The sequence below is a fragment of the Aeromonas sp. S11(2024) genome, from assembly GCF_041402345.1.
GTDB lineage: Bacteria > Pseudomonadota > Gammaproteobacteria > Enterobacterales > Aeromonadaceae > Aeromonas > Aeromonas veronii.
In genome coordinates this window covers 93,159-115,138 of record NZ_JBGLRC010000004.1, presented here as the reverse complement: position 1 = coordinate 115,138, position 21,980 = coordinate 93,159, and the positions used below count along the sequence as shown (strand labels likewise).

Genomic DNA, 21,980 nt, shown 5'->3' with positions numbered 1-21,980 from the left:
AATAAACCGCTGGTTCCACCTCATCACCCTTGCTGTCACCCCCGAATGCATAGCTGCACTCACGTTGGCACACACAACCATGCCACTCACGTTCAAGAGCGCACGAGCTCCCCTCGGGATTGCTCCGAATCGAGATGGCTGCGGCGAAGGAGAGTCGCGAGAGGAGTGAATTACAGATAAAAAGATCAGTAGTGAGCGGTGAGAACCATTCTCAATAAAACACATAACCAGCGTCATTGGAATACCTACCACAAACCAGATCGGATTTCTTTGAACCTCATTGCGTTTTTTGAAAATGGCTCTTTTTGAACCCCTACCACCCGTGTATAGATTTCCGTCGCACTCAGGATGGTGCGATCCAAGATGGAGTTAAAAAAATAATGAAGCAAACATCGTTAGCACTGGCGATCACAGCACTGCTGTCGACCCTGCCCAGTGCCCTCGTTCAGGCAAATGAAGGTTGTGCGCCGCTCACCGGCAAGGAGAGCGGCATGGATATAGGACGCAGCAGCACCGAGCGCTGCCTGCCAGGTGCCAATCCCCTGCAGGATCAGCAGTGGTATCTGCTCAACAGCGGCCAGGATGGATTCAGCGCCCGTGGCGGTATAGCGGGCAATGATCTCAACCTCTGGTGGGCTCATCGCACCGGCGTGCTGGGCCAGGGAGTCAATGTGGCCGTGGTGGATGATGGTCTGGCCATCACCCACCCGGATCTGGCGGACAACGTGCGTCCGGGTTCGAAAAACGTGGTGACCGGCAGCGATGACCCGACACCGACCGATCCGGATACGGCCCACGGCACTTCGGTCTCCGGCATCATTGCGGCGGTGGACAACGCCATCGGTACCAAGGGGATTGCCCCGCGAGCCCAGTTGCAGGGGTTCAACCTGCTGGATGACAACAGCCAGCAGTTGCAGAAGGATTGGCTCTACGCCCTTGGCGACAGCGATGCCAGCCGCGACAACCGGGTGTTCAACCAGAGCTACGGCATGAGTGTGGTGGATCCCCGCTCTGCCAACTCTCTGGATCAATCCCAGCTTGATCGCCTGTTTGAACAGCAGACCCTCAAGGCGCAGGGCGCGGCCTATATCAAGGCCGCCGGCAACGGCTTCAACAAGATAGCGGCGGGCGGCTATGTGCTTAACCGCACCGGCAATGGTCCCAAATTGCCGTTTGAAAACAGCAACCTCGATCCCTCCAACAGCAACTTCTGGAACCTGGTGGTGAGCGCGCTCAACGCCGATGGCGTCAGATCCTCCTACTCCAGCGTCGGCAGCAACATCTTCCTGAGCGCGACCGGCGGCGAGTACGGTACCGACGCTCCGGCGATGGTGACCACGGATCTGCCCGGCTGCGACATGGGTTACAACCGCACCGACGATCCCAGCACCAACCGGCTGCACGGCAACCCGCAACTGGATGCCAGCTGCGACTACAACGGCGTGATGAACGGCACCTCCTCCGCCACCCCCAGCACCTCCGGCGCCATGGCGCTGCTGATGTCTGCCTACCCGGATCTGTCGGTACGTGACCTGCGGGATCTGCTGGCGCGCAGCGCAACCCGGGTCGATGCCACACAGAAACCTGTGATGGTCAGCTACACCAGCAGCACCGGCAAAGTGCGCGATGTGAAAGGGCTGGAAGGGTGGGAGCGCAATGCCGCCGGCATGTGGTTCAACCCCACTTACGGTTTTGGTCTGATCGACGTCAACAAGGCCCTTGAGCTGGCAGCCAATCACCAGCCCCTGCCCCCGCTGGTGCAACTGCCGTGGCAGAAGATCAATGTCAGCGGCAGTGCCGCCGCCATCCCGGATGTGGGCAACAGCCCGACCCGTTCCACTACCCGCATCGCGACACCATTGACGGTAGAAGCGGTTCAGGTGATGGTGAGTCTGGATCATCAGCGCCTGCCCGATCTGCTGATCGAACTGGTCTCCCCCGCCGGCACCCGCAGCATCCTGCTGAGCCCCTTCAACAGCCTGGTCGGCCAATCTCTCGACCAGCAGCAGCTGGGCTTTGTACGAACCAAGGGATTGCGCGACATGCGGATGCTATCCAACAAGTTCTACGGCGAATCGGCGCAAGGCACATGGCGACTGGAAGTAACCGATGTTGCCAACGGAACCCGTCAGGTCTCTCTGCTCAATCGCGAAACCCGTGAGCGTACCACTCTGACCGAGCGCAACAATCGCCAACCGGGCAAGCTGATCTCATGGTCCCTGCGGGTCCTGGGTCACGATGCCAACCGCAGCTAACACGCTAGGAGTATTACCATGAACAAACCTGTTACCTTGCTTCTGGCAACCCTGCTGGCCCCCCTCTCGGGACAGCTCTGCGCACAGGAGTCCATCACCATGGATGGCAAGCAGTACAGCACCATAGAGGTGAACGGCCAGACCTACCTCATTCCTGACAACGGCAGCAAGAAGCGGGTCGCCCGCAGCCTTGACAGCAAGGTCCCGCAACAGACCCTGCGCCGCGGTGACGTGTTGATGCAAGGGGCCGCTAGCCCGGAGCTGACTGTAAGCGGCACCCTGCTGGTGGAAGCTGACGATGCCAGCGCCAAGGCGCTGGCGACTCGCCACGGCCTGAACTTCAAACAGAGCAGCGGCGGTATCGCCCTGCTGGAGGCCAAATCGGGCACCGATCTCAACGCCATCGCCACCAAGCTCAAGAGCGAAGGGGTTAATGTGCAGATCGAGCTGTCGGGGGCCGAACAGCAGCCGAAATAGGTCGCGACACACAGATAACAAAGGGGGCCATTATGGCCCCCTTTCTGCTGCTCATTTTGACAGTGACTTACTTGGCGCCATGCTGCTCATTTTGACAGTGACTTACTTGGCGCCATGCTGCTCCGCCAGATAGAGCCAGGTATCGACCACGGTATCGGGGTTAAGCGACACCGAATCGATCCCCTGCTCCACCAGCCAGGCGGCAAAGTCAGGGTGATCGGATGGCCCCTGACCGCAGATCCCCACGTACTTACCCGCCTTGCGCGCAGCCTGGATCGCCATCGCCAGCAGCGCCTTGACCGCCTCGTTACGCTCGTCGAACAGATGGGCAATCAGCCCCGAGTCCCGATCCAGCCCAAGAGTGAGCTGGGTCATGTCATTGGAGCCGATGGAGAAGCCATCCACGTGCTCGAGGAACTTGTCTGCCAATAGGGCATTGCTTGGGATCTCGCACATCATGATCACCTTGAGCCCCCGCTCGCCACGGCGCAGACCGTTCTCGGCCAGGATCTCGATCACCTGCTCCGCCTCGCCCACGGTGCGCACGAAGGGGATCATCACCTCGACGTTGGTCAGCCCCATCACATCGCGCACCCGCTTGATCGCCTCGCACTCGAGGGCAAAGCAGGGGCGGAAGCTGTCGGCAATGTAGCGGGACGCACCACGAAAACCGATCATCGGGTTCTCCTCGTGGGGCTCGTAGCCACGACCGCCCACCAGATTGGCGTACTCGTTGGACTTGAAGTCCGACATCCGCACGATCACCCGCTCCGGCCAGAACGCAGCGCCCAGAGTGGCGATCCCCTCGGTCAGCTTGGCCACGTAGAACTCACGCGGGCTGTCGTAACCGGCGATCATCTTGCCGATGGTGGCCTTGAGCTCTGGGGTTTGCTGGTCAAACTCCAGCAAGGCCTTGGGGTGCACGCCGATCATCCGGTTGATGATGAATTCAAGGCGCGCCAGCCCTACCCCGGCATTGGGCAACTGGGCAAAGTCGAAAGCGCGGTCCGGGTTGCCGACGTTCATCATGATCTTGATGGGCAGGCGCGGCATATTACCCACCTCGGTCACCGCCACGTCGAAGTCCAGCTCGCCGTCATAGATAAAACCGGTATCCCCTTCCGCGCAGGAGACGGTGATCCGCTGGCCCGGCTGAATATGATCGGTAGCGTTGCCACAGCCCACCACTGCCGGAATGCCCAGCTCACGGGCGATAATGGCGGCGTGACAGGTACGCCCGCCCCGGTTGGTGACGATGGCGGAGGCCCGCTTCATGATGGGCTCCCAGTCCGGGTCGGTCATGTCGGTGACCAGCACGTCGCCGGGTTGCACTTCGTCCATCTGGCTGATGGAGGAGATGACCCGCGCCGGACCCGCGCCAATCTTGTGGCCGATGGCCCGCCCCTCGATCAGCACCTTGCCCGCTTGCTTGAGGGCAAAACGCTCGAGGGTGTTGGCCTCCTGGCGGCTGCGCACGGTTTCCGGGCGGGCCTGCACGATATAGAGCTGGCCATCCTGACCATCCTTGGCCCACTCGATATCCATCGGGCGGCCATAGTGCTGCTCGATGATGAGAGCCTGCTTGGCCAGCGCCATCACCTCCTCATCTGTGATGCAGAAGCGGCTGCGCTCGGCCTCATTGGTGTCGACAATCTTCACCTGACGGCCGTGACCAGCATCGTCAGAGTAAGTCATCTTGATAAGCTTGGAGCCGAGGGTCTTGCGCACCACCGCCGGGCGCCCCCCCTTGAGGGTCGGCTTGTGCACATAGAACTCATCCGGGTTGACCGCTCCCTGCACCACCATCTCGCCAAGACCATGGGCGCCGGTGATAAAGACCACGTCGTTGAAACCGGACTCGGTATCCAGAGTAAACATGACGCCGGAGGCGGCGAGATCCGAGCGCACCATCCGCTGCACCCCGGCCGAGAGGGCAACACCCTTGTGGTCATAGCCCTGATGCACCCGATAGGAGATGGCGCGATCGTTGAACAGGGAAGCAAACACATGCTTGACCGCCGTCATGACGGCATCGATGCCACGTACGTTGAGGAAGGTCTCCTGCTGACCGGCAAAGGAGGCGTCCGGCATATCCTCGGCGGTGGCGGAGGAGCGCACCGCAAACGAGGCCTCGACACCGGCACTCAACTTTTCATAGGCAACCCGGATAGCCTGCTCCAGCTCGGGCTGGAACGGGGCTTCGATCACCCAGTCGCGGATCTGCTGACCGGCCCGGTTGAGGGCGGCGATATCGTCCACGTCGAGATTGTCGAGCAGATGGTGGATCTTGCCGTTTAGGCCGCTTGACTCCAGAAACTCGTTAAACGCAAAGGCGGTGGTAGCAAAGCCCCCCGGCACGGATACGCCGGCGCCAGAGAGGTTGCTGATCATCTCGCCAAGGGATGCGTTCTTGCCGCCAACTCGTTCTACGTCCTGCATTCCGAGTTGTTCGTACCAGAGCACGTACTGTTGCACTTGGATGTCTCCAGGTTGGTGGGCACCGATGCCATAGCACCTCGTGCGCCCGATTTAATCGATGAGGTTATGGGTAAGTCAGGTGCGTTATTGTCTGTTTCTTTTGTTGCCAACGACCATGAAAACGTTTTCTATTTATTTTCAAAAAAATCCCCGAGCAAGCGTTGGGGATGGTCGAATGACCGGAACATTCTACAATGGCGACACAAAAAGATAACGATTCAGGTTTGCAAGCCACTTCACAACTTGGGCACAGCAGACCGGTTGACAAAACTGGTATGGTTTCGGGAGATACTTCTCACCCCTTACCCCATGCGACCCCACCCGCGGTATCACAGGAGCCCTACGTGCACACCGTATTTTATGTTTCAGACGGCACCGCCATCACCGCCGAAGTGTTCGGTCACGCGGTACTGAGCCAGTTTCCGCTGGCCTTCGAGCAGATCACTATCCCCTTTGTGGAGACACTGGAGAAGGCGCGTCAGGTGCGGATGCGGATCGACGAACAGTTTCGCCAGACCGGGGTGCGCCCCATCCTGTTTCACACCATCGTCGACTCGCTGGTACGGGAAGAGGTACTGAAATCGGAAGCGTGCGGCCACGACTTTCTCAACACCTTCGTCAGCCCGCTGGAGCAGGAGCTGGGGGTAAAAGCCGAGCCCCGCCTCCACCGCACCCACGGTATGGAGAATCGCAAGCTCTATGACGATCGCATCGAGGCGGTCAACTTTGCGCTGGCCAACGACGATGGCATCACCACCAGGGAGTACGATGAAGCGGACATCATCCTGATCGGGGTCTCCCGCTGCGGCAAGACCCCCACCAGCCTCTATCTGGCGCTGCAGTTTGGCATTCGCGCCGCCAACTACCCCTTTATCGAGCAGGACATGGGGATGCTGGAGCTGCCCGCCCCCCTCAAGGCCAACCGTCACAAGCTGTTTGGCCTCACCATAGCGCCGCAGCGGCTGCACGAGATCCGTAACCAGCGCCGTGCCAACAGCCGCTACTCCTCCATCGAACAGTGCGAGCAGGAGCTGGCCTGCGTGGAGAGGCTGTTTCGCCAGGAGGCGATACGCTTCCTCGATACCAGCTCCCACTCGGTGGAGGAGATCAGCGCCAAGGTCCTCGAGGCGACCGGTCTGCGCCGCCAGCTCTGTTAAGCCAGCTTGACAGCTATCGGCATCAACAAAAGATAAAAATTACAGTGTCGCGGCGAAAGTCAGCTGTGGCGAACTGCAATTCACATAGATGACAGTGAAAAGCGTGGATAAAAAAGGGATAAGCACCACAAATGCTTATCCCTCTTCTTGTCGACCTTGGCGTTGTGCCCTTGTCACCTGCTGCCAGTTAGCCGCTATTCGATTCCGTTCTGCTGCGCTCGGCAAACAGCCAGCGTTAACTAACGATTGAGCTCAGGGTTGTTCATCAACCGGGCATAGAAGGCCAGCAAACCGTGGCGCAGGCGAACCCGCTCCGCCAGCCAGCCGCCAACGAGCGCCCCCGTTACCCCACCCACCAGCAACAGCGACTGCCAGTAGTGCAGCAACTCCTGATCACCGAGTAACAGCCAACCCAGCAGCATGGTGGCGACCACCAGCAACAGCAGCGGACTGGCGGCAATCCCTAACCAGAGCGCCACCAGCACACTCCGGGCAACCCCTTGTTGCAGCACGCTTTCGCGTTCCCTGTGCTCCAACTCCCTGCACTCTTCCCTGTACTCTCGCTTGTTTGGCATCATTTGCATCCATTTGTGGCTCGGCACCACAAAAGCGCACTAACAAGACAAAATGTCAACAAAACAGAATTCGATTGCACAAACATCAACCAAAAACTACCAAGAAGCCTCTTCAAATCATGAAAAAGCTGCCTTTGGTACAAAATACGGCCATTAGAGATGGAAAATAGGTGCATTCATGGCGGATTATCACTATTCTGCTTCGGTTGCCAGCCAACACTAAAAATTGAAAATGGCATGGCGTAACGAAATAAATACAGATTTCGTCAGGTTTTGGCTACGCACTGCGGCCTGCTCAGGATGAGCCCAACACCGACCAGAGACAACAGAGACGTAAGGACAGACCCATGGATTTGAAACAAGACGGTGAGGAGCTGAAGCGCGGCCTTAAAAACCGCCACATTCAGTTGATTGCTTTGGGCGGCGCCATCGGCACCGGCCTCTTTCTGGGCATTGCCCAAACCATCAAGATGGCAGGCCCCTCAGTCCTGCTGGGTTATGCCATCGGCGGCTTTATCGCCTTCCTGATCATGCGCCAGCTCGGTGAAATGGTGGTGGAAGAGCCGGTAGCCGGCTCCTTCAGCCACTTTGCCTACAAATACTGGGGTGAGTTTGCCGGTTTTGCGTCCGGCTGGAACTACTGGGTGCTCTACGTGCTGGTGAGCATGGCCGAGCTGACCGCGGTGGGCATCTATGTCCAGTACTGGTGGCCCGAGCTCCCGACCTGGATGTCGGCCGCCTTCTTCTTCGTGCTGATCAACGCCATCAACCTCTCCAACGTCAAAGCGTTTGGCGAAATGGAGTTCTGGTTCGCCATCATCAAGGTGGTCGCCATCATCGGCATGATTGGCTTTGGCGGCTATCTGCTCATCTCCGGTGCCGGCGGACCCGAGGCGAGCGTCACCAACCTGTGGGCTCAGGGCGGTTTCTTCCCCAACGGCATCAGCGGTCTGGTGATGGCGATGGCGGTGATCATGTTCTCCTTCGGCGGTCTGGAGCTGGTGGGCATTACCGCCGCCGAAGCGGACAACCCCGAGAAGAGCATTCCCAAGGCCACCAATCAGGTGATCTACCGCATCCTAATCTTCTACATCGGTGCTCTGGCTATCCTGATGTCCCTCTACCCTTGGGGTAAAGTGGTGGAAGGCGGCAGCCCGTTCGTGATGATTTTCCACGCTCTGGACAGCAATCTGGTCGCCACCGTACTCAACATCGTGGTGCTGACGGCGGCACTGTCGGTCTACAACAGCTGCGTCTACTGCAACAGCCGGATGCTGTTCGGTCTGGCCAAACAGGGCAACGGCCCGAAAGCCCTGCTCAAGACCAACAAGAGCGGCGTGCCACTGGTTGCCCTCTCGGTCTCGGCCATCGCCACCCTGCTCTGCGTGCTGATCAACTACCTGATGCCGGGCAAGGCGTTCGGCCTGCTGATGGCGCTGGTGGTCTCCGCACTGGTGATCAACTGGGCGATGATCAGCCTCGCGCACCTCAAGTTCCGCAAGGCCAAGGTCGCAGAAGGCGTCCAGCCCAAGTTCAAGGCGTTCTGGTATCCCTTCGGCAACTACCTCTGCCTCGCGTTCATGGCTGGTATCCTGGTGATCATGTACATGACCCCCGATTTCCGCATCTCGGTCGAACTGATCCCCGCCTGGCTGGTGGTACTGGGCATTGGCTTTGTCATCAAGCGCAAGGGACAGGCCCAAAGCAAGGTTGCAGCCAATCTGGGTTAATACCCGCAACTGAGAAAAACAATGCAAAACGCCGATCGCATGATCGGCGTTTTTTTATTGCGAGCAGCACTACTAGCAGCCATAGCCCTCAGGAAGGCAGCTCTTGCCTTTGATCTTGCCGATGCTCCGGGCTGTTGATGCAACACTCATCGCGGAAAAAGGCGATGATCTCCTCCAGCACCGCGTATTGAGAGACGCAAAGCAGGGTGCGACTCTCCCGGTTTTGCTTCACCAGCCCCACCGAGACCAGCGCCGCGATATGGTGGCTGAGGGTGGAAGCGGGGATCGCCAGCTGCTTTTGCAGCTCACCCACCGGCAGCCCCTGCTCTCCCGCCTTGACCAGATGCTTGAAGATAAACAGCCGGGTCGGATGACCCAGCTCTTTCAATGCCTTGGCGACCTCTTCTAGTTGCATCTCTGCGCCCTCCACGAATTTGATATTTCGATAATACCAGAAATATCTTGACCGACCATTCATTTCGATTATTTTGGAAATATAGAAACCAAGTGAGGATACGACAATGAATGAGTGGTTAACCATGCTGACCGATGCAGCCCAGATGTTCCTGTTTCTGGCTGTCGAGCTGTCGGTGCTGTTTCTGGTCATTAGCGCCGGGGTCAGCCTGATCCGTCAGAAGATCCCCGACGAGAAGATCCAGCGGATGCTGGGGGCGAGACATGGCAAGGGCTATCTGCTCTCGGCCCTGCTCGGTGCCGTCACCCCCTTTTGCAGCTGCTCCACCATCCCCATGCTGAGAGGGCTGCTCTCGGCCAAGGCTGGCTTTGGCCCCACTCTCACCTTCCTGTTTATCTCCCCACTGCTGAACCCCATCATCGTCGGCTTGATGTGGGCCACCTTTGGCTGGAAAGTGACCCTGCTCTACGCCGTGATCGCCGCCAGCGTCTCCGTCATGGCGAGCATGCTGCTCGACAGATTGGGGTTCGAGCGCCATGTCATCGACCCCAAAGAGGCCACCCCCTCTTGCGGTAGTGGCTGTGGCCCGGCGACCCGCACCACCACTCAAGCACATTGCAGTGACAACCAACGCGGCGCCATTCGCGCAATCAAACCCCTCAACGGGGCAGCGTGCTGCCCGGCACCGCAACCAGAGATGGCAGAGCAGTCCACCCTTTCCTGCTGCGGCGATGGCACGGCAACCCTGACCCGTGCGCCACAACTCCCCACCGCCTGGGTCAAAGCTCGCATTGATGCCTGGCAGCAGTTCAAAGCGGTATTGCCCTTCCTGCTGCTTGGGGTGCTTATCGGCTCATTTATTTACGGTTTTATTCCGGCCGAGTGGATCGCCGCCCATGCTGGTGCCGACAACCCGCTGGCCATTCCCTTCAGCGCCATCGTCGGGATCCCGCTCTACATCCGTGCCGAGGCCGTGATCCCGCTGGCGTCGGTACTACTGGGCAAAGGGATGGGAATGGGCGCCGTCATGGCGCTGATCATCGGCAGTGCCGGCGCCAGCCTGACCGAGGTGATCCTGCTCAAATCCATGTTCAGAACCCCGATGATTGCGGCCTTCCTTACCGTGATCCTCGGCATGGCGATACTGATGGGCTACCTGATACAACTGCTGTTTTAAGTCGCCCATCATTAAACAGACAGGGTGTTAAGCCAGCAGAGTGTGAAACCATCAGGCTTCCCATAGACAAACGCCGATCAACTGATCGGCGTTTGTCTATTCCGTACGGCAATCTGCAACCGGCGTTACAGATATTGCCCGACGATGGGGAGCAGATCCTCGACGTCACGGGCGATATGGTCGGGTTGGTGTTCCCAGCGCTCCGGAGTCGCGCGGCTATAGGCGACAGCCACCGATATCACACGGCTCTGCTCGCCAAGCGCCGCTTGCAAATGACGGGCAAACTGCACATCCGCTTCATGGTCACCGATATAGATCAGCGACTGGCACCTAGCTGGGCCGAAGATAGACTCCAGACATTTGAGGCCACCGTAAGGATGGGGTTTTTGCTGCTGTCCGGGCACGTCATCATAGCCGACCACAGCCTTGAACAGGCTGTTCACGCCATGCTGCTCCAGTACCCGGCGAATGTTCTTTTGGGAGTTCTGCGAACAAATTCCGTGGGGAATGGCAGAGAAATGGTCAATCACCGCCTCCAGCCCCGCAAAAAAACGCACCTCGGTCCGGTTCATCTCCTGATGCTTGGCCCACAGACTGCCAGCCAGCACCATCTCGTCCCGCGACAAACCGTAGTAATCCATATAGAGCGCCTGCCAGTTCTTGGCGGCGTGATTGGCATGGTGATACTCCGCTTCGCTGCGCAGATAGCGCGGCAGATGTTCTCCGGTCAGATGGGGGGCGACCTCAGCCAGGATCTGCTTGGTGATATCGATATTCTTCGGCACCGAATTGACCAGAGTACCGTCATAATCCCATAAAATCGCATCCAACTTCATTGCGTTACCTGTCTCGCTTCACAGCCATAAGTCACGCCATGTTACTTGGCTTGCCTCCCCTCGCCAAACCGCGCTGTAAAAATGTGAGACCCATCCCGTCCCCACGCAGTAGCACAAGAGTTAATGTGCAACAACACAATAAATGAACATCCTCTGCCATACTCAGACGAAGTATTCCGTTACGCCGAAACCGGAGTCTGATCATGGTAACCAGCTCGCTTCACACCACAGATACCGAGGTTGAATTTGCCGACGATATCCAGTTGGTATCGACGACCGATCTCAAAGGGGACATCACCTACGCCAATCCGGCGTTTTGTCAGGTGGCAGGCTATCGCCTGGAAGAGATGTTGGGGCAACATCACAATCTGGTGCACCACCCGACATGCCCAAGGCAGCGTTTGCCGATCTCTGGGCCCACCTGCAGGCGGGCAAACCATGGCGAGGCATGGTAAAAAACCGCTGCAAGGATGGTCGCTATTATTGGGTTGATGCCTATGTCACCCCGATTTATGAAGATGGCAAGATGGTGGGTTACCAATCCGTCCGCTGCCGCCCCGCCGCAGAGCACAAAGCGCGTGCCAGCCAGATGTACAAAACCCTTAAAGCCCGTGAAACCGGCTCTGCCATTCACATGGGCCTGCGTCAACTCACGCCAGCCATGATGACCATCCCCCTGCTGCTCGTCAGCGTGATCAGCGCGCTCTGGCTGATCTCACCGCTGCAGGCGCTCTGGGTCATCATACCCCTCTTGGCAATAATCTGGTTCAATCGCCACCCTCTCTTCCTCACGCCGCGATTCTTGCAGCAGCTCGAGCAGGATTACGACAGCATCAGCCGCCTTATCTTCTCGGGGGATGCCCCCCACAGCATCGCCGATTTCCATATCAAACTCGGGCAAGCGAGGATCCGTACCGTACTCGGCCGGGTGGATGACACCACCGCGTCGCTCAATGCCATGGCCAATGACCTGCGCGGCTCCGCCTCGCTGGCCAGCCAGGATATCTCTTCGCAAGACACGCAGATCCAGCAGATTGCCACCGCCGTCACCCAGATGGCTTCGGCCGCCGAGGAGATCAACCGCAATATTCAAGACAGCAACAGCCAGATTGAAGAGGCCCGCCGCCACTGCATCACCACCAGCACCCAGCTTTCGGAAGCGGGAGAAGAGATGTCGGCGCTGGCCACCCAGGCGGAGCAAGCCTTTCAGTCAGCTGTCGAGCTGGCGAGCGAATCCGAGCGGATCGGCACCATCATGAGCGAAATTCGCGGCATTGCGGATCAAACCAACCTGCTGGCGCTCAATGCCTCCATCGAAGCCGCACGGGCAGGCGATCAGGGGCGCGGCTTTGCAGTGGTGGCGGACGAGGTTCGCAGCCTGTCGACCAGAACTCACAAGGCGACAGAGCAGATCCAGAACAGCATTGGCCATATCCAGCAAACCTTGGGGGGATGGAAAGAGATGATGCATCTCAATGTGACCAGAACCAACGCCTGCCTCGCCACCACCCGGGCAAGTACCGGCAACCTGAATCAGGTTGTGGTCGAGATAGACAAGGTCTCTGATTTTTCCAACCAGATCACCGCCGCGGCCACCGAGCAACAAGCGGTCATCGAGGAGATCAGTCGCAATATCAACCAGATATCCTCGCTCTCTCACGATAACAGTCTCAAAATCGATCAGGTCAGTGAAACCAGTGCCAATTTGCAGAGCAAAGCGAGCCAGCTCAAGGACTTAAGCCGGACATTTGGATAGCAGCATGCAGATAAAGTCCATGTAAACGAAGGGCTACCCGTCTGGGTGGCCCTGTTGTTTATAAGGCTTAACTGTAGCTCCTAAACGCCACTTACTTGGCGTAATCCTCAGTCGGGATACAGGAGCAGAACAGGTTGCGATCGCCGTAGACGTCGTCGATGCGGTTGACTGACGGCCACAGTTTGGCAGCGCGTACCGCCTCGGACGGGAAGACCGCCTCGGCGCGGCTGTAGCCACGGGACCACTCTGCATCCATCACGTCATCCTGGGTGTGAGGTGCATGGACCAGCGGGTTGTCGGCGCGGCTCCACTGCCCCTCCTGCACCTTGGCAATCTCGGCGCGGATGGACGTCATCGCCTCGACGAAGCGATCCAGCTCGCGCTTGGATTCCGACTCGGTCGGCTCGACCATCAAGGTGCCCGCTACCGGGAAGCTCATGGTCGGCGCGTGGAAGCCGTAGTCCATCAGCCGCTTGGCCACGTCCATCTCGCTGATGCCGGAAGCCTCCTTGAGCGGACGGATATCCAGAATGCACTCGTGAGCTACCCGACCGTTGCGTCCGGAATAAAGCACCGGGAAGGATTCACCCAGCTTCTTGGCCAGATAGTTGGCATTGAGGATGGCCACCTGAGTGGATCTCTTCAGCCCTTCGTCACCCAGCATGGCGATATACATCCAGCTGATGGGCAGGATGCTGGCCGAACCGAACGGTGCCGCCGACACGGCGCCATTGTCACGGCTCTCCTTGTCGGTCTTGACCACGGCGTGACCAGCCACGAACGGTGCCAGATGTTTCTTCACACCGATGGGGCCCATGCCCGGGCCGCCACCGCCGTGAGGAATGGCAAAGGTCTTGTGCAGGTTGAGGTGAGAGACGTCCGCCCCGATAAAGCCCGGCGCCGTCAACCCGACTTGCGCGTTCATATTGGCGCCGTCCAGATAGACCTGGCCACCGTGCTGGTGAACGATGTCGCACACCTCCTTGATGGTCTCCTCATACACCCCATGGGTGGAGGGGTAGGTCACCATCAGACAGGAGAGTTGATCCCCCGCCTCGGCCGCCTTGGCGCGCAGGTCGTCGAGATCCACGTTGCCGGACTTGTCACAGGCGGTGACGATCACCTTGAGCCCCGCCATCTGGGCAGAGGCCGGGTTGGTGCCGTGGGCAGAAGCTGGGATCAGGCAGATGTCGCGATGCCCTTCACCACGAGACTCGTGATATTTCTTGATGGCGAGCAGACCTGCGTATTCGCCCTGCGCACCTGAGTTGGGCTGCATGCAGACCGCATCGTAACCGGTCACTTTCACCAGCCAGTTTTCGAGGTCGGCCAGCAGCAGCTGGTAGCCCTTGGCCTGCGCCAACGGGGCAAACGGGTGCAACTTGCCAAACTCGGGCCAGGTCACCGGGATCATCTCGGCGGTAGCGTTGAGCTTCATGGTGCAGGAGCCGAGCGAAATCATGGCGTAGTTGAGCGCCAGATCTTTGGCTTCGAGACGGTGGATATAACGCAACATCTCGGTTTCGGAATGGTACTTGTTGAACACCTCGTGGGTCAGCACGGCGTCGGTGCGCAGCAGATCCAGCGGAATGGCGTGATGAGTCTGGGCCGCCTTGTCGAGGGCCTCGATATCCAGTCCATGGCCTTGGCCGAGGAACAGATCAAACAGCTCAACCACATCGCCACGGGTGGTGGTTTCAGAGAGGGAGACCCCTACCGCACCGTCGAGATCGGCGCGCAGGTTGATGCCGAGCCCCTCGGCCTTGGCGATCAGCGCGGCCTTGTCAGCAGTCTGCACGGTCAGGGTATCGAACCAGCTGGCATGCTTGAGGGCCACGCCCTTGGCCTTGAGGCCAAGCGCCAGAATGGTAGTGAGACGGTGCACGCGGGAGGCGATGGTTTTCAGCCCTACCGGGCCGTGGTAGACGGCGTAGAAGCTCGCCATGTTGGCCAGCAGCACCTGAGCGGTACAGATGTTGGAGTTGGCCTTCTCGCGGCGAATATGCTGCTCGCGGGTCTGCATCGCCATACGCAGCGCAGCCTTGCCACGGGCATCCTTGGAGACGCCGATAATGCGGCCCGGCATGGAGCGCTTGTAGGCATCGCGGGTGGCGAAGAAGGCGGCGTGGGGGCCACCGTAACCCATGGGCACGCCAAAGCGCTGGGCGGAGCCCAACACCACGTCGGCGCCCAGCTCGCCCGGGGATTTGAGCAGCAGCAGGGAGAGCAGATCGGCGCTGACGCAGGCCAGTCCTTTCTGGGCCTGTACCGCGGCAATCAGGGCACGCAGATCTTTCACCTCACCTGTGGTGGTGGGGTACTGGAACAGGGCACCAAACACCTCTTCGCTCACTGCATCGCTCGCGGCGCCAACCGCCACGTCAAAACCAAAGTGAACCGCACGCTCCTTGACCACGTCGATCACCTGCGGGTGCACATCATCAGCCACAAAGAAGAGGTTGGATTTGGACTTGGCCATCCGCTTGGCCAGCGCCATCGCCTCGGCGGCGGCGGTCGCTTCATCCAGCAGGGAGGCGCTTGCCAGATCCATGCCGGTGAGATCCAGCGTCAGCTGCTGGAAGTTGAGCAGGGCTTCGAGACGGCCCTGTGCCAGCTCGGGCTGGTAGGGGGTGTAGGCGGTATACCAGCCCGGATTTTCCAGCACATTGCGCAAAATAACGTGGGGCACATGGGTATCGTGATAACCCATGCCGATGTAGCTCTTGGCAATCTTGTTCTGGGCGGCATAGCCCTTGAGCTTGGCCAGCGCCTCCACTTCGGTCATGCCGGCACCGATCCCCAGCGGACCCGGCAGGCGAATGGCGGCGGGCACGGTCTGTTCAATCAAATCGTCCAGGCTTTCGGCCCCGACGGTCGCCAGCAGCTGGCGCAGCTCTTCCTCGCCCGGGCCGATATGGCGGCGGACAAAATCGGTTTTTTGCTCGAGTTCAAACAGTGACTGGGTCATTTCCCTATTTCCTGATAAATAAGTCCTGGCATGACATCCTGATAACCAAGACCTGATGTTCCTGATCGTCGGCTGATACCGACGCCACTCATGTTCTGGGGCCCGCAGAGAGGGTGCGGCACCGGATGCTGCGGCAGCATCAAGAGGGGATCGCCTTGTTGCGAACCGGCCCGTTTGCCCTGGCAAAAGCAGGCAAGCAAACGGCAGGCGCGGGCGACTTCACCCTTCCACCGGCCGGTGCTTGCCCGGCTGGCGGTCATACAAAGGGGCCCTGCGGTGTTGGCAGGGCCCGGGGGCATTACTCTTCGTCCACCACGTTCTGGTAGCCTTCGGCATCCAGCAGGTTGGCCAGCTCGCTCTCGTCATCGAGCTTGATGCGGAACAGCCAGCCAGCGCTGTAGGGGTCGGAGTTGACCAGCTCGGGGCTCCCTTCCAGCTCTTCGTTGACGGCGATGATCTCGCCGCTCACCGGGCTGTAGATGTCGGAGGCCGCCTTGACCGACTCGGCCACGGCGCAGTCGTCACCGGCACTGACCTGCTTGCCCACTTCCGGCAGCTCGACAAACACCATGTCACCCAGCAGCTCCTGGGCGTGCTCGGTGATACCGACCACGGCCTCGCCGTTGGCTTCTACACGGATCCACTCGTGGGAAGTGGCATATTTCAGTTCGCTCGGGATATGGCTCATTTGTGCTTCCTTTGATCTTTGAGTCGCGTTTAAAAACGAATATGAAAAGGGATGGGGGAGGCACTGCCCTCCCCCAAGACGATGTTAAACCAGCTTCTGGCCGTTACGGACGAAAGCGGGCTTGGTGACCTTCACGGTGACCAGCTTCTTGCGGATCTCCACCTCGGCCAGCTCACCGATATCGCGGGGCACCCGCGCCAGGGCAATACTGTAGCCCAGGGTGGGGGAGAAAGAGCCGGAGGTGATCACACCTTCCCGCTTCTCACCGTTTGCCGCGGTGAAGGTAACGGGCATACCGGCACGCAGCACCCCTTTCTCTTCCATCACCAGCCCCATCAGCTTGGGCTGGTTGCCCGCCGCTTTCTGCGCTTCCAGCACATCACGGCCGATGAAATTGCGATCGCTCGGCTCCCAGGCGATGGTCCAGGCCATGTTGGCGGCGAGTGGAGAGATTGACTCGTCCATATCCTGACCGTAGAGGTTCATCCCCGCCTCGAGGCGCAGGGTATCGCGAGCACCGAGACCACACGGGGCCACGCCGTTATCTAGCAGCGCTTGCCACAGCTCGCAGGCTTTCTCTTGCGGCACTACGATTTCATAACCATCTTCGCCGGTGTAGCCGGTAGTGGCGATAAAGAGATCGCCAGCCTGCACGCCGAAGAAGGGTTTCATCCCCACCACGGCGGTACGCTGAGCGGCGCTCAGCACGGCCGCAGCCTTGACCTTGGCGTTGGGGCCCTGCACCGCAATCATCGCAAGCTCCGGACGCTCGGTCACTGTGATGTCAAAATCGATGGCGTGATGGCGGATCCAGGCCAGATCCTTCTCGCGGGTAGCGGAGTTGACCACCAGCCGGTAGAAGGTATCGGTTAGGTAATAGGTGATGAGATCATCGATCACGCCGCCTTCCGGATTGAGCATGCCGCTGTAGAGGGCCTTGCCGGGGGCAGTGAGTTTGGCCACGTCATTGGCCAGCAGGTGTTGCAGAAAGGCTTTAACCCGTTCGCCGGTCAAATCGACGATGGTCATGTGGGAGACATCGAACATACCGGCATCGCTGCGCACCGCGTGGTGCTCTTCCAGCTGGGAGCCGTAGTTGATGGGCATTTCCCAACCGTGGAAGTCCACCATCTTGGCGCCGGCTTCCAGGTGTTTGGGATGCAGTACAGTAGTCTGGATCATCGCATTCTTTCCTTAGCAAAAAGCCTTTTCGCTTTGGCGACCACCCTTGCGATCCGTGCCACCGCTCTGACTGCACTACGTACAGCAAAAAGCGACCGGATCCAAAAGTGTGTGCTCGCTCCTGCCCTTGCCAGGCAAGAGGGATTCCTTGAACGGAGCGGATTATATGACAAGCAGGCGAGCGTGCCGCTCAAAAAAAACTAATCCCCTCTCGTAAAACTGACCCCAGACACTAAGATAAATGCAGTGATAAAAACAGCCATAAGCCGACTCAGGCGAGATTAAATTTTGATTTTTACCGTTTCGTCACAATTTGCAGAAAAACGTTTCGCTCCAGAGCAAAATTAAAGGCTGACACCCAAAATGGGTCATCAGCCTTGTCGGATTACTTTTGTTGTCAAAAATGGCGAGTAATATTAGTTTTTTTCACCCTTGGCCTGCATGGCACTGCCCTTGGTCGCCGCAACGACCCAGTCAGGACGGGCCAATGCGGGCAACTCGCCCTCCAATCCCATGGCGGCGCGGATCACCCCCTCCTTGAAGGGCGTCAGCAGATTGGCCGCGCGCAATCCCACGCCCCGCACCAGCTTCTTGAGCGGGTTGGCCCCGCTGAACAGCCGCTTGAGCCCTTCCATCGCCGCCAGCATGCGAGCCGCCTCGCTCTTGCGCCAGCGCTCGTAGCTGCGCAGGTTGGCGAGCAGGCCGATATCCTCGCCCGCGGCATGATTTTGCAAGATCTGCTCCGCCAGCGCGGCAGCATCCAGCAGGCCAAGGTTGACCCCCTGCCCCGCCAAAGGGTGGATGGTATGAGCGGCATCTCCCACCAGCACCAACCGCTCGCGAGCAAAGTCGCGGGCATAGCGGGCAGTGAGGGGAATGGCGCTGCGCGGCCCCTCCACCTTGCACAGGCCGAGCCGGACATCGAAGGCGGCGGTAAGCTGGCGATTGAACTGCTCGTCATCGCAGGCGCAGAGCGCCTCGGCGCGGGCCGCAGGCAGCGACCAGACGATGGAACAGAGGTTCTCCTGCCACAGCGGCAAAAAGGCGAGCGGGCCATCCGGGGTGAAGATCTGGCGAGCAACAGCTTCATGGGGTTCGGCGCAGCGCACCGTCGCCACCAGCGCGTGGTGGCCATAATCCCAGCTGGTGAGCGGGATATCAGCCTGACGGCGAACCCAGGAGTGGGCGCCATCGGCGGCCACCACCAGTTTGGCAGAGATGGCCTGACCATCTTCAAGGAGCAGCAAGGCGCCCGCCGGGCCGCTCTGCAGGCTCTTGGCTCTGGCGGGGGTCAGCAACTGGATATTGCTGGCACCTTCAATTGCCTCAAGCAGCGCCAGCTGGATCACCCGATTCTCGACGATGTGGCCGAGGTTGGCCTGACGCAGGCTGGCGGCATCGAAGTCGATATGGCCAAAACTGTCCTGCTCCCACACCGCCATCTTGTCGTAGGCCTGCAGGCGGCGCGCTTCAATGCCGTCCCAGGCGCCAACATGGCGCAGGATCTGCTGGCTGGCCAGACTCAGGGCGCTGACCCGGTTATCGGCCACCTCCCCCAGCTGCGGGTCGGGCAGTTGTCCCTCCACCACCAGCACCTTGAGGGCGCTATGTTTCAGGGCCGCAGCGAGCCCCAGCCCCACCATGCCGCCACCGACAATCACCACATCCACATTTTGCATCTGCATCATCTCATCCTTTCAGGGCTGACCGGCTGGCCAGCGAGGGGACGCCCGCAGGCATCACCTCTTTATTCAATAGGTTTTGCTCAACGAATGGTGGTCAACAGGTTCCACTCAACAAGTGCTGGCTAGTTGCCGCACACATCGGCGACAAAGCCCAGGGTGCGCGAGGCAAGCGGCGCCTTGAGGCACGGGAATCGCCCCATCAGGGTGAGCGCCAGATTGCGCCCCGCCACCAGCGGATCGTGACCATTGGAGAAGAGCTGGGCCAGCGAAGAGGTGAGCCAGACGGTCTGCTCCTGATCGCGCTGACGCTGCTGCCAGTAGCCACTCAGTACCTTGAAGCTACCGATATCCTCCCCCTCTGCCAACGCCTTGGCTACGGCGCCGGTAAGCAGGTCGAGATCCCGCATCCCGAGGTTGAAGCCCTGTCCGGCAATCGGGTGCAGGGCGTGGGCGGCATTACCGACCAGCACGGTGCGCTGGGCCAGCGGGTAATCGCAGGCGGTCAGAATGAGCGGATAGACGTGACGCACGCCGCATCGCTCGAAGCGACCAAGCCGCCAGCCAAAGGCCTGCTGCAGACGGGCAAGAAACGCCGCCTCATCGAGGGCCGTCAGCTCATCCACCTCATGCTGCCCGACGCTCCACACCAGCGAGGAGAGCCCCTCCTGCATCGGCAGCAGGGCCAGCGGCCCCCCTTCGGTAAAACGCTCGAAGGCGCATCCCTCAGGGTCTTGCGCCGTTTTGACCGTGGCGATGATGGCGTGCTGCTCAAAGTCGTGGCGGGTCACCGGCAACTTGAAGTGCTGACGCACAAAGGAGTTGCCGCCGTCTGCCGCCACCAGCAGGCGGGTCTCAATCTGTTCACCGCTCTCGAGGGTGAGGGTCACCTTCTCCTCATCGGGCGCAATCTCGCTCACCCGGGCCGGACAACAGACCCGGATATTGGGAGAGGCCGCCATCGCCCGTTGCAGCTCCTTGCCAGCGGATGCAAGCTCGATCACCTGGCCCAGCGCGGGCAGACCGTATTCGGCAGCCGACAGGCGAGCCTGACCGAAGTGGCCCCGATCCGAAACATGAATCTGGGTGATGGGGGCGCAATGGGGGGCAAACAGCGGCCAGAGTCCGCGTCGCAACAGCGCATCACAGGTACCGGCCGAGAGCGCAATGGCGCGTGCGTCGAACCCTGAATGGGTGTGCTGTTCGGGGACGCTTGCCTCCAGCAGCAGGATCTCGAGGGGGGAGCCATCGGATCGAAGCAGGGCTGCCAGCGAGAGGGCCAGCACGGCACCGCTCATTCCACCGCCGACCAAGGTGACATCGACCTGTCGCACATCAGATTGAGACATAAGCAGAGAGGAAGAAGTGAAAAAGGTGGCCTCATGCTATCACAAAGCCGCAGGCCGAATGCGAGGTCAACGGCAAAAAACCGGTTGTGCCTCACAGGGTTAGCCACAACAGCGCCATAAAAAAGAGCGCCATCAGGCGCTCTTGCAGATTCAGTAAGGGTCGCGTTGACCCGCACCTCAATGAAGGGTCGGCGGCGCGCTCGGGGTATCGGGGCGCTTGCCAAACTCTTCGAAGGCCATCATGACCCCCAGCTTGACGTGTTCGTAGAGCACCAGGAAGGAGGCTTCGTTCTCGTCATCTTCCTGATCGAACTCGGCAGAGACCTGAGTGATGCTGGCGATATCCTGGATCATCTCCTGCAGCTCTTCCGACGCGCGGGAGAGCTCCTGCTGCACCACGCCGAAACCGGCCAGAAACGCCTGTGACCAGTCCACCAGCGAATCGATGCGCTCGTCGAGGGGGGCATCATCACTTGGCAGCAGCAGCTCGACGCCCTTCTGGGCCATCAGGCTCTCGACTACATTGTGATAAAGATCGGTCATCACCTGGCGCACCGGGGCCGGCAGGCCGAAACCGTCGTTCACCAGATCATTGAAATGGGGCAGCCAACTCTTGTCGTCCAGTGCCACACCGCCGCACACCAGACCGCAGATCACACCATGGGCCTCTACTGCGCTGGCCATCAGCTCATGTTGTTCCATGATGTCGGCCACTGCCGCATATTTAAGGGGGTTCGTTTTGCTCATCGAGGATCCGCTCAAAGTTCAGTCAAATTTGCAGAATTAATGGTCAGGATCCTAGCATTCTCCCTCTTGCAGAGCCAGCAAGGCCTTGAAACTTATGCATCTGCGCTATATAGTCCCGCCCAGTTGTCCACGTGGATAAAGGCGGAAATCAGCTCCGCCGTATTGAGGAAGGCATGAGCACAGAGGCCGTAGAAATCGTCATTTTGGGACGTCCCTACAAGGTATCCTGTCCCTTGGGACAGCAGGATGCCCTGCGCCAGGCCGCCGAGCAGCTGACCGACAAGTTGATCGACCTGCGTCAACGCTCCAAAGTCTCCAGCAACGAGCAATTGGCTATCATGGCGGCGCTCAATTTCTGTCATGAGCTCTGCCTTGAAAAAGAGAAGAACCACCAATACTCTGAGACCATGGACAAGCGGATCAAGATGCTGCAGCGCACCATCGAAGCGGCCCTGATCGAGCACGGACAATATGGTGATTCCAGCGAAGAGGGGCAACAGCCCTAATC

At 59.5% G+C, this 21,980-nt stretch carries 16 protein-coding genes and 1 pseudogene; 7 read left to right on the top strand and 10 right to left on the bottom strand.

Annotation, left to right across the window (positions count from 1 at the left end):
* Positions 1-380 precede the first annotated feature (380 nt).
* Together ACB040_RS05255 and ACB040_RS05250 are read left to right on the top strand one after the other, a co-directional pair.
* Positions 381-2,255: a S8 family serine peptidase gene (locus ACB040_RS05255; RefSeq protein WP_338771398.1), complete on the top strand. Its 1,875-nt coding sequence runs from the start codon at positions 381-383 to the stop codon at positions 2,253-2,255.
* A gap of 18 nt (positions 2,256-2,273) precedes the next feature.
* Positions 2,274-2,732, top strand: coding sequence for a hypothetical protein (locus tag ACB040_RS05250; protein ID WP_064342001.1), 459 nt, complete (start codon positions 2,274-2,276; stop codon positions 2,730-2,732).
* A 102-nt stretch (positions 2,733-2,834) separates the two neighbouring features.
* On the opposite strand, the gene ppsA is transcribed toward ACB040_RS05250, so the two are convergent.
* Positions 2,835-5,207, bottom strand: coding sequence for a phosphoenolpyruvate synthase (gene ppsA, locus ACB040_RS05245; protein ID WP_338771402.1), 2,373 nt, complete (start codon positions 5,205-5,207; stop codon positions 2,835-2,837).
* 347 nt (positions 5,208-5,554) lie between these two features.
* Between ppsA and ACB040_RS05240 the strand changes: the two genes are divergently transcribed.
* Complete coding sequence (locus tag ACB040_RS05240; RefSeq protein ID WP_371153548.1) at positions 5,555-6,367, top strand: pyruvate, water dikinase regulatory protein; 813 nt, start codon at positions 5,555-5,557, stop codon at positions 6,365-6,367.
* A 239-nt stretch (positions 6,368-6,606) separates the two neighbouring features.
* On the opposite strand, the gene ACB040_RS05235 is transcribed toward ACB040_RS05240, so the two are convergent.
* Complete coding sequence (locus ACB040_RS05235) at positions 6,607-6,903, bottom strand: hypothetical protein (RefSeq protein WP_371153550.1); 297 nt, start codon at positions 6,901-6,903, stop codon at positions 6,607-6,609.
* A gap of 386 nt (positions 6,904-7,289) precedes the next feature.
* On the opposite strand from ACB040_RS05235, the gene ACB040_RS05230 reads away from it, so the two are divergent.
* Positions 7,290-8,672: an amino acid permease gene (locus ACB040_RS05230; protein WP_371153552.1), complete on the top strand. Its 1,383-nt coding sequence runs from the start codon at positions 7,290-7,292 to the stop codon at positions 8,670-8,672.
* 88 nt (positions 8,673-8,760) lie between these two features.
* On the opposite strand, the gene ACB040_RS05225 is transcribed toward ACB040_RS05230, so the two are convergent.
* On the bottom strand, positions 8,761-9,087 hold the full coding sequence (locus tag ACB040_RS05225) for a helix-turn-helix transcriptional regulator (RefSeq protein ID WP_108542054.1): 327 nt from the start codon (positions 9,085-9,087) through the stop codon (positions 8,761-8,763).
* Positions 9,088-9,193: 106 nt separating this feature from the next.
* Here ACB040_RS05225 and ACB040_RS05220 point away from each other — a divergent pair, with 106 nt between their 5' ends.
* The gene (locus tag ACB040_RS05220) at positions 9,194-10,264 is read left to right on the top strand and encodes a permease (protein ID WP_157161002.1); all 1,071 of its coding nucleotides are present in this window, start codon (positions 9,194-9,196) and stop codon (positions 10,262-10,264) included.
* A 125-nt stretch (positions 10,265-10,389) separates the two neighbouring features.
* Here the strand turns inward: ACB040_RS05220 and ACB040_RS05215 are convergent, their stop codons facing one another.
* Entirely contained in the window at positions 10,390-11,100 is a 711-nt protein-coding gene (locus ACB040_RS05215; RefSeq protein ID WP_139747419.1) for an HAD family hydrolase, read from the bottom strand.
* 203 nt (positions 11,101-11,303) lie between these two features.
* On the opposite strand from ACB040_RS05215, the pseudogene ACB040_RS05210 reads away from it, so the two are divergent.
* Positions 11,304-12,856, top strand: a pseudogene (locus ACB040_RS05210) (methyl-accepting chemotaxis protein).
* Between the two features lie 91 nt (positions 12,857-12,947).
* Here the strand turns inward: ACB040_RS05210 and gcvP are convergent.
* The 6 genes from gcvP to ACB040_RS05180 form a co-directional block, all read right to left on the bottom strand.
* Complete coding sequence (gene gcvP / locus ACB040_RS05205) at positions 12,948-15,824, bottom strand: aminomethyl-transferring glycine dehydrogenase (protein ID WP_371153555.1); 2,877 nt, start codon at positions 15,822-15,824, stop codon at positions 12,948-12,950.
* Between the two features lie 298 nt (positions 15,825-16,122).
* Positions 16,123-16,512, bottom strand: a complete 390-nt coding sequence (gcvH, locus tag ACB040_RS05200) for a glycine cleavage system protein GcvH (protein WP_005333898.1) — start codon at positions 16,510-16,512, stop codon at positions 16,123-16,125.
* An 84-nt stretch (positions 16,513-16,596) separates the two neighbouring features.
* Positions 16,597-17,694, bottom strand: coding sequence for a glycine cleavage system aminomethyltransferase GcvT (gcvT, locus tag ACB040_RS05195; protein WP_371153558.1), 1,098 nt, complete (start codon positions 17,692-17,694; stop codon positions 16,597-16,599).
* 416 nt (positions 17,695-18,110) lie between these two features.
* Positions 18,111-19,379: an FAD-dependent 2-octaprenylphenol hydroxylase gene (locus ACB040_RS05190; protein ID WP_371153609.1), complete on the bottom strand. Its 1,269-nt coding sequence runs from the start codon at positions 19,377-19,379 to the stop codon at positions 18,111-18,113.
* Positions 19,380-19,501: 122 nt separating this feature from the next.
* On the bottom strand, positions 19,502-20,725 hold the full coding sequence (gene ubiH, locus ACB040_RS05185; protein ID WP_201906697.1) for a 2-octaprenyl-6-methoxyphenyl hydroxylase: 1,224 nt from the start codon (positions 20,723-20,725) through the stop codon (positions 19,502-19,504).
* A 177-nt stretch (positions 20,726-20,902) separates the two neighbouring features.
* Positions 20,903-21,472, bottom strand: a complete 570-nt coding sequence (locus ACB040_RS05180) for a UPF0149 family protein (RefSeq protein ID WP_005333908.1) — start codon at positions 21,470-21,472, stop codon at positions 20,903-20,905.
* A gap of 173 nt (positions 21,473-21,645) precedes the next feature.
* Between ACB040_RS05180 and zapA the strand changes: the two genes are divergently transcribed.
* Positions 21,646-21,978 (top strand): cell division protein ZapA, encoded by a 333-nt coding sequence (gene zapA, locus ACB040_RS05175; RefSeq protein WP_005333910.1) that lies wholly within the window; start codon positions 21,646-21,648, stop codon positions 21,976-21,978.
* Positions 21,979-21,980: the final 2 nt, after the last annotated feature.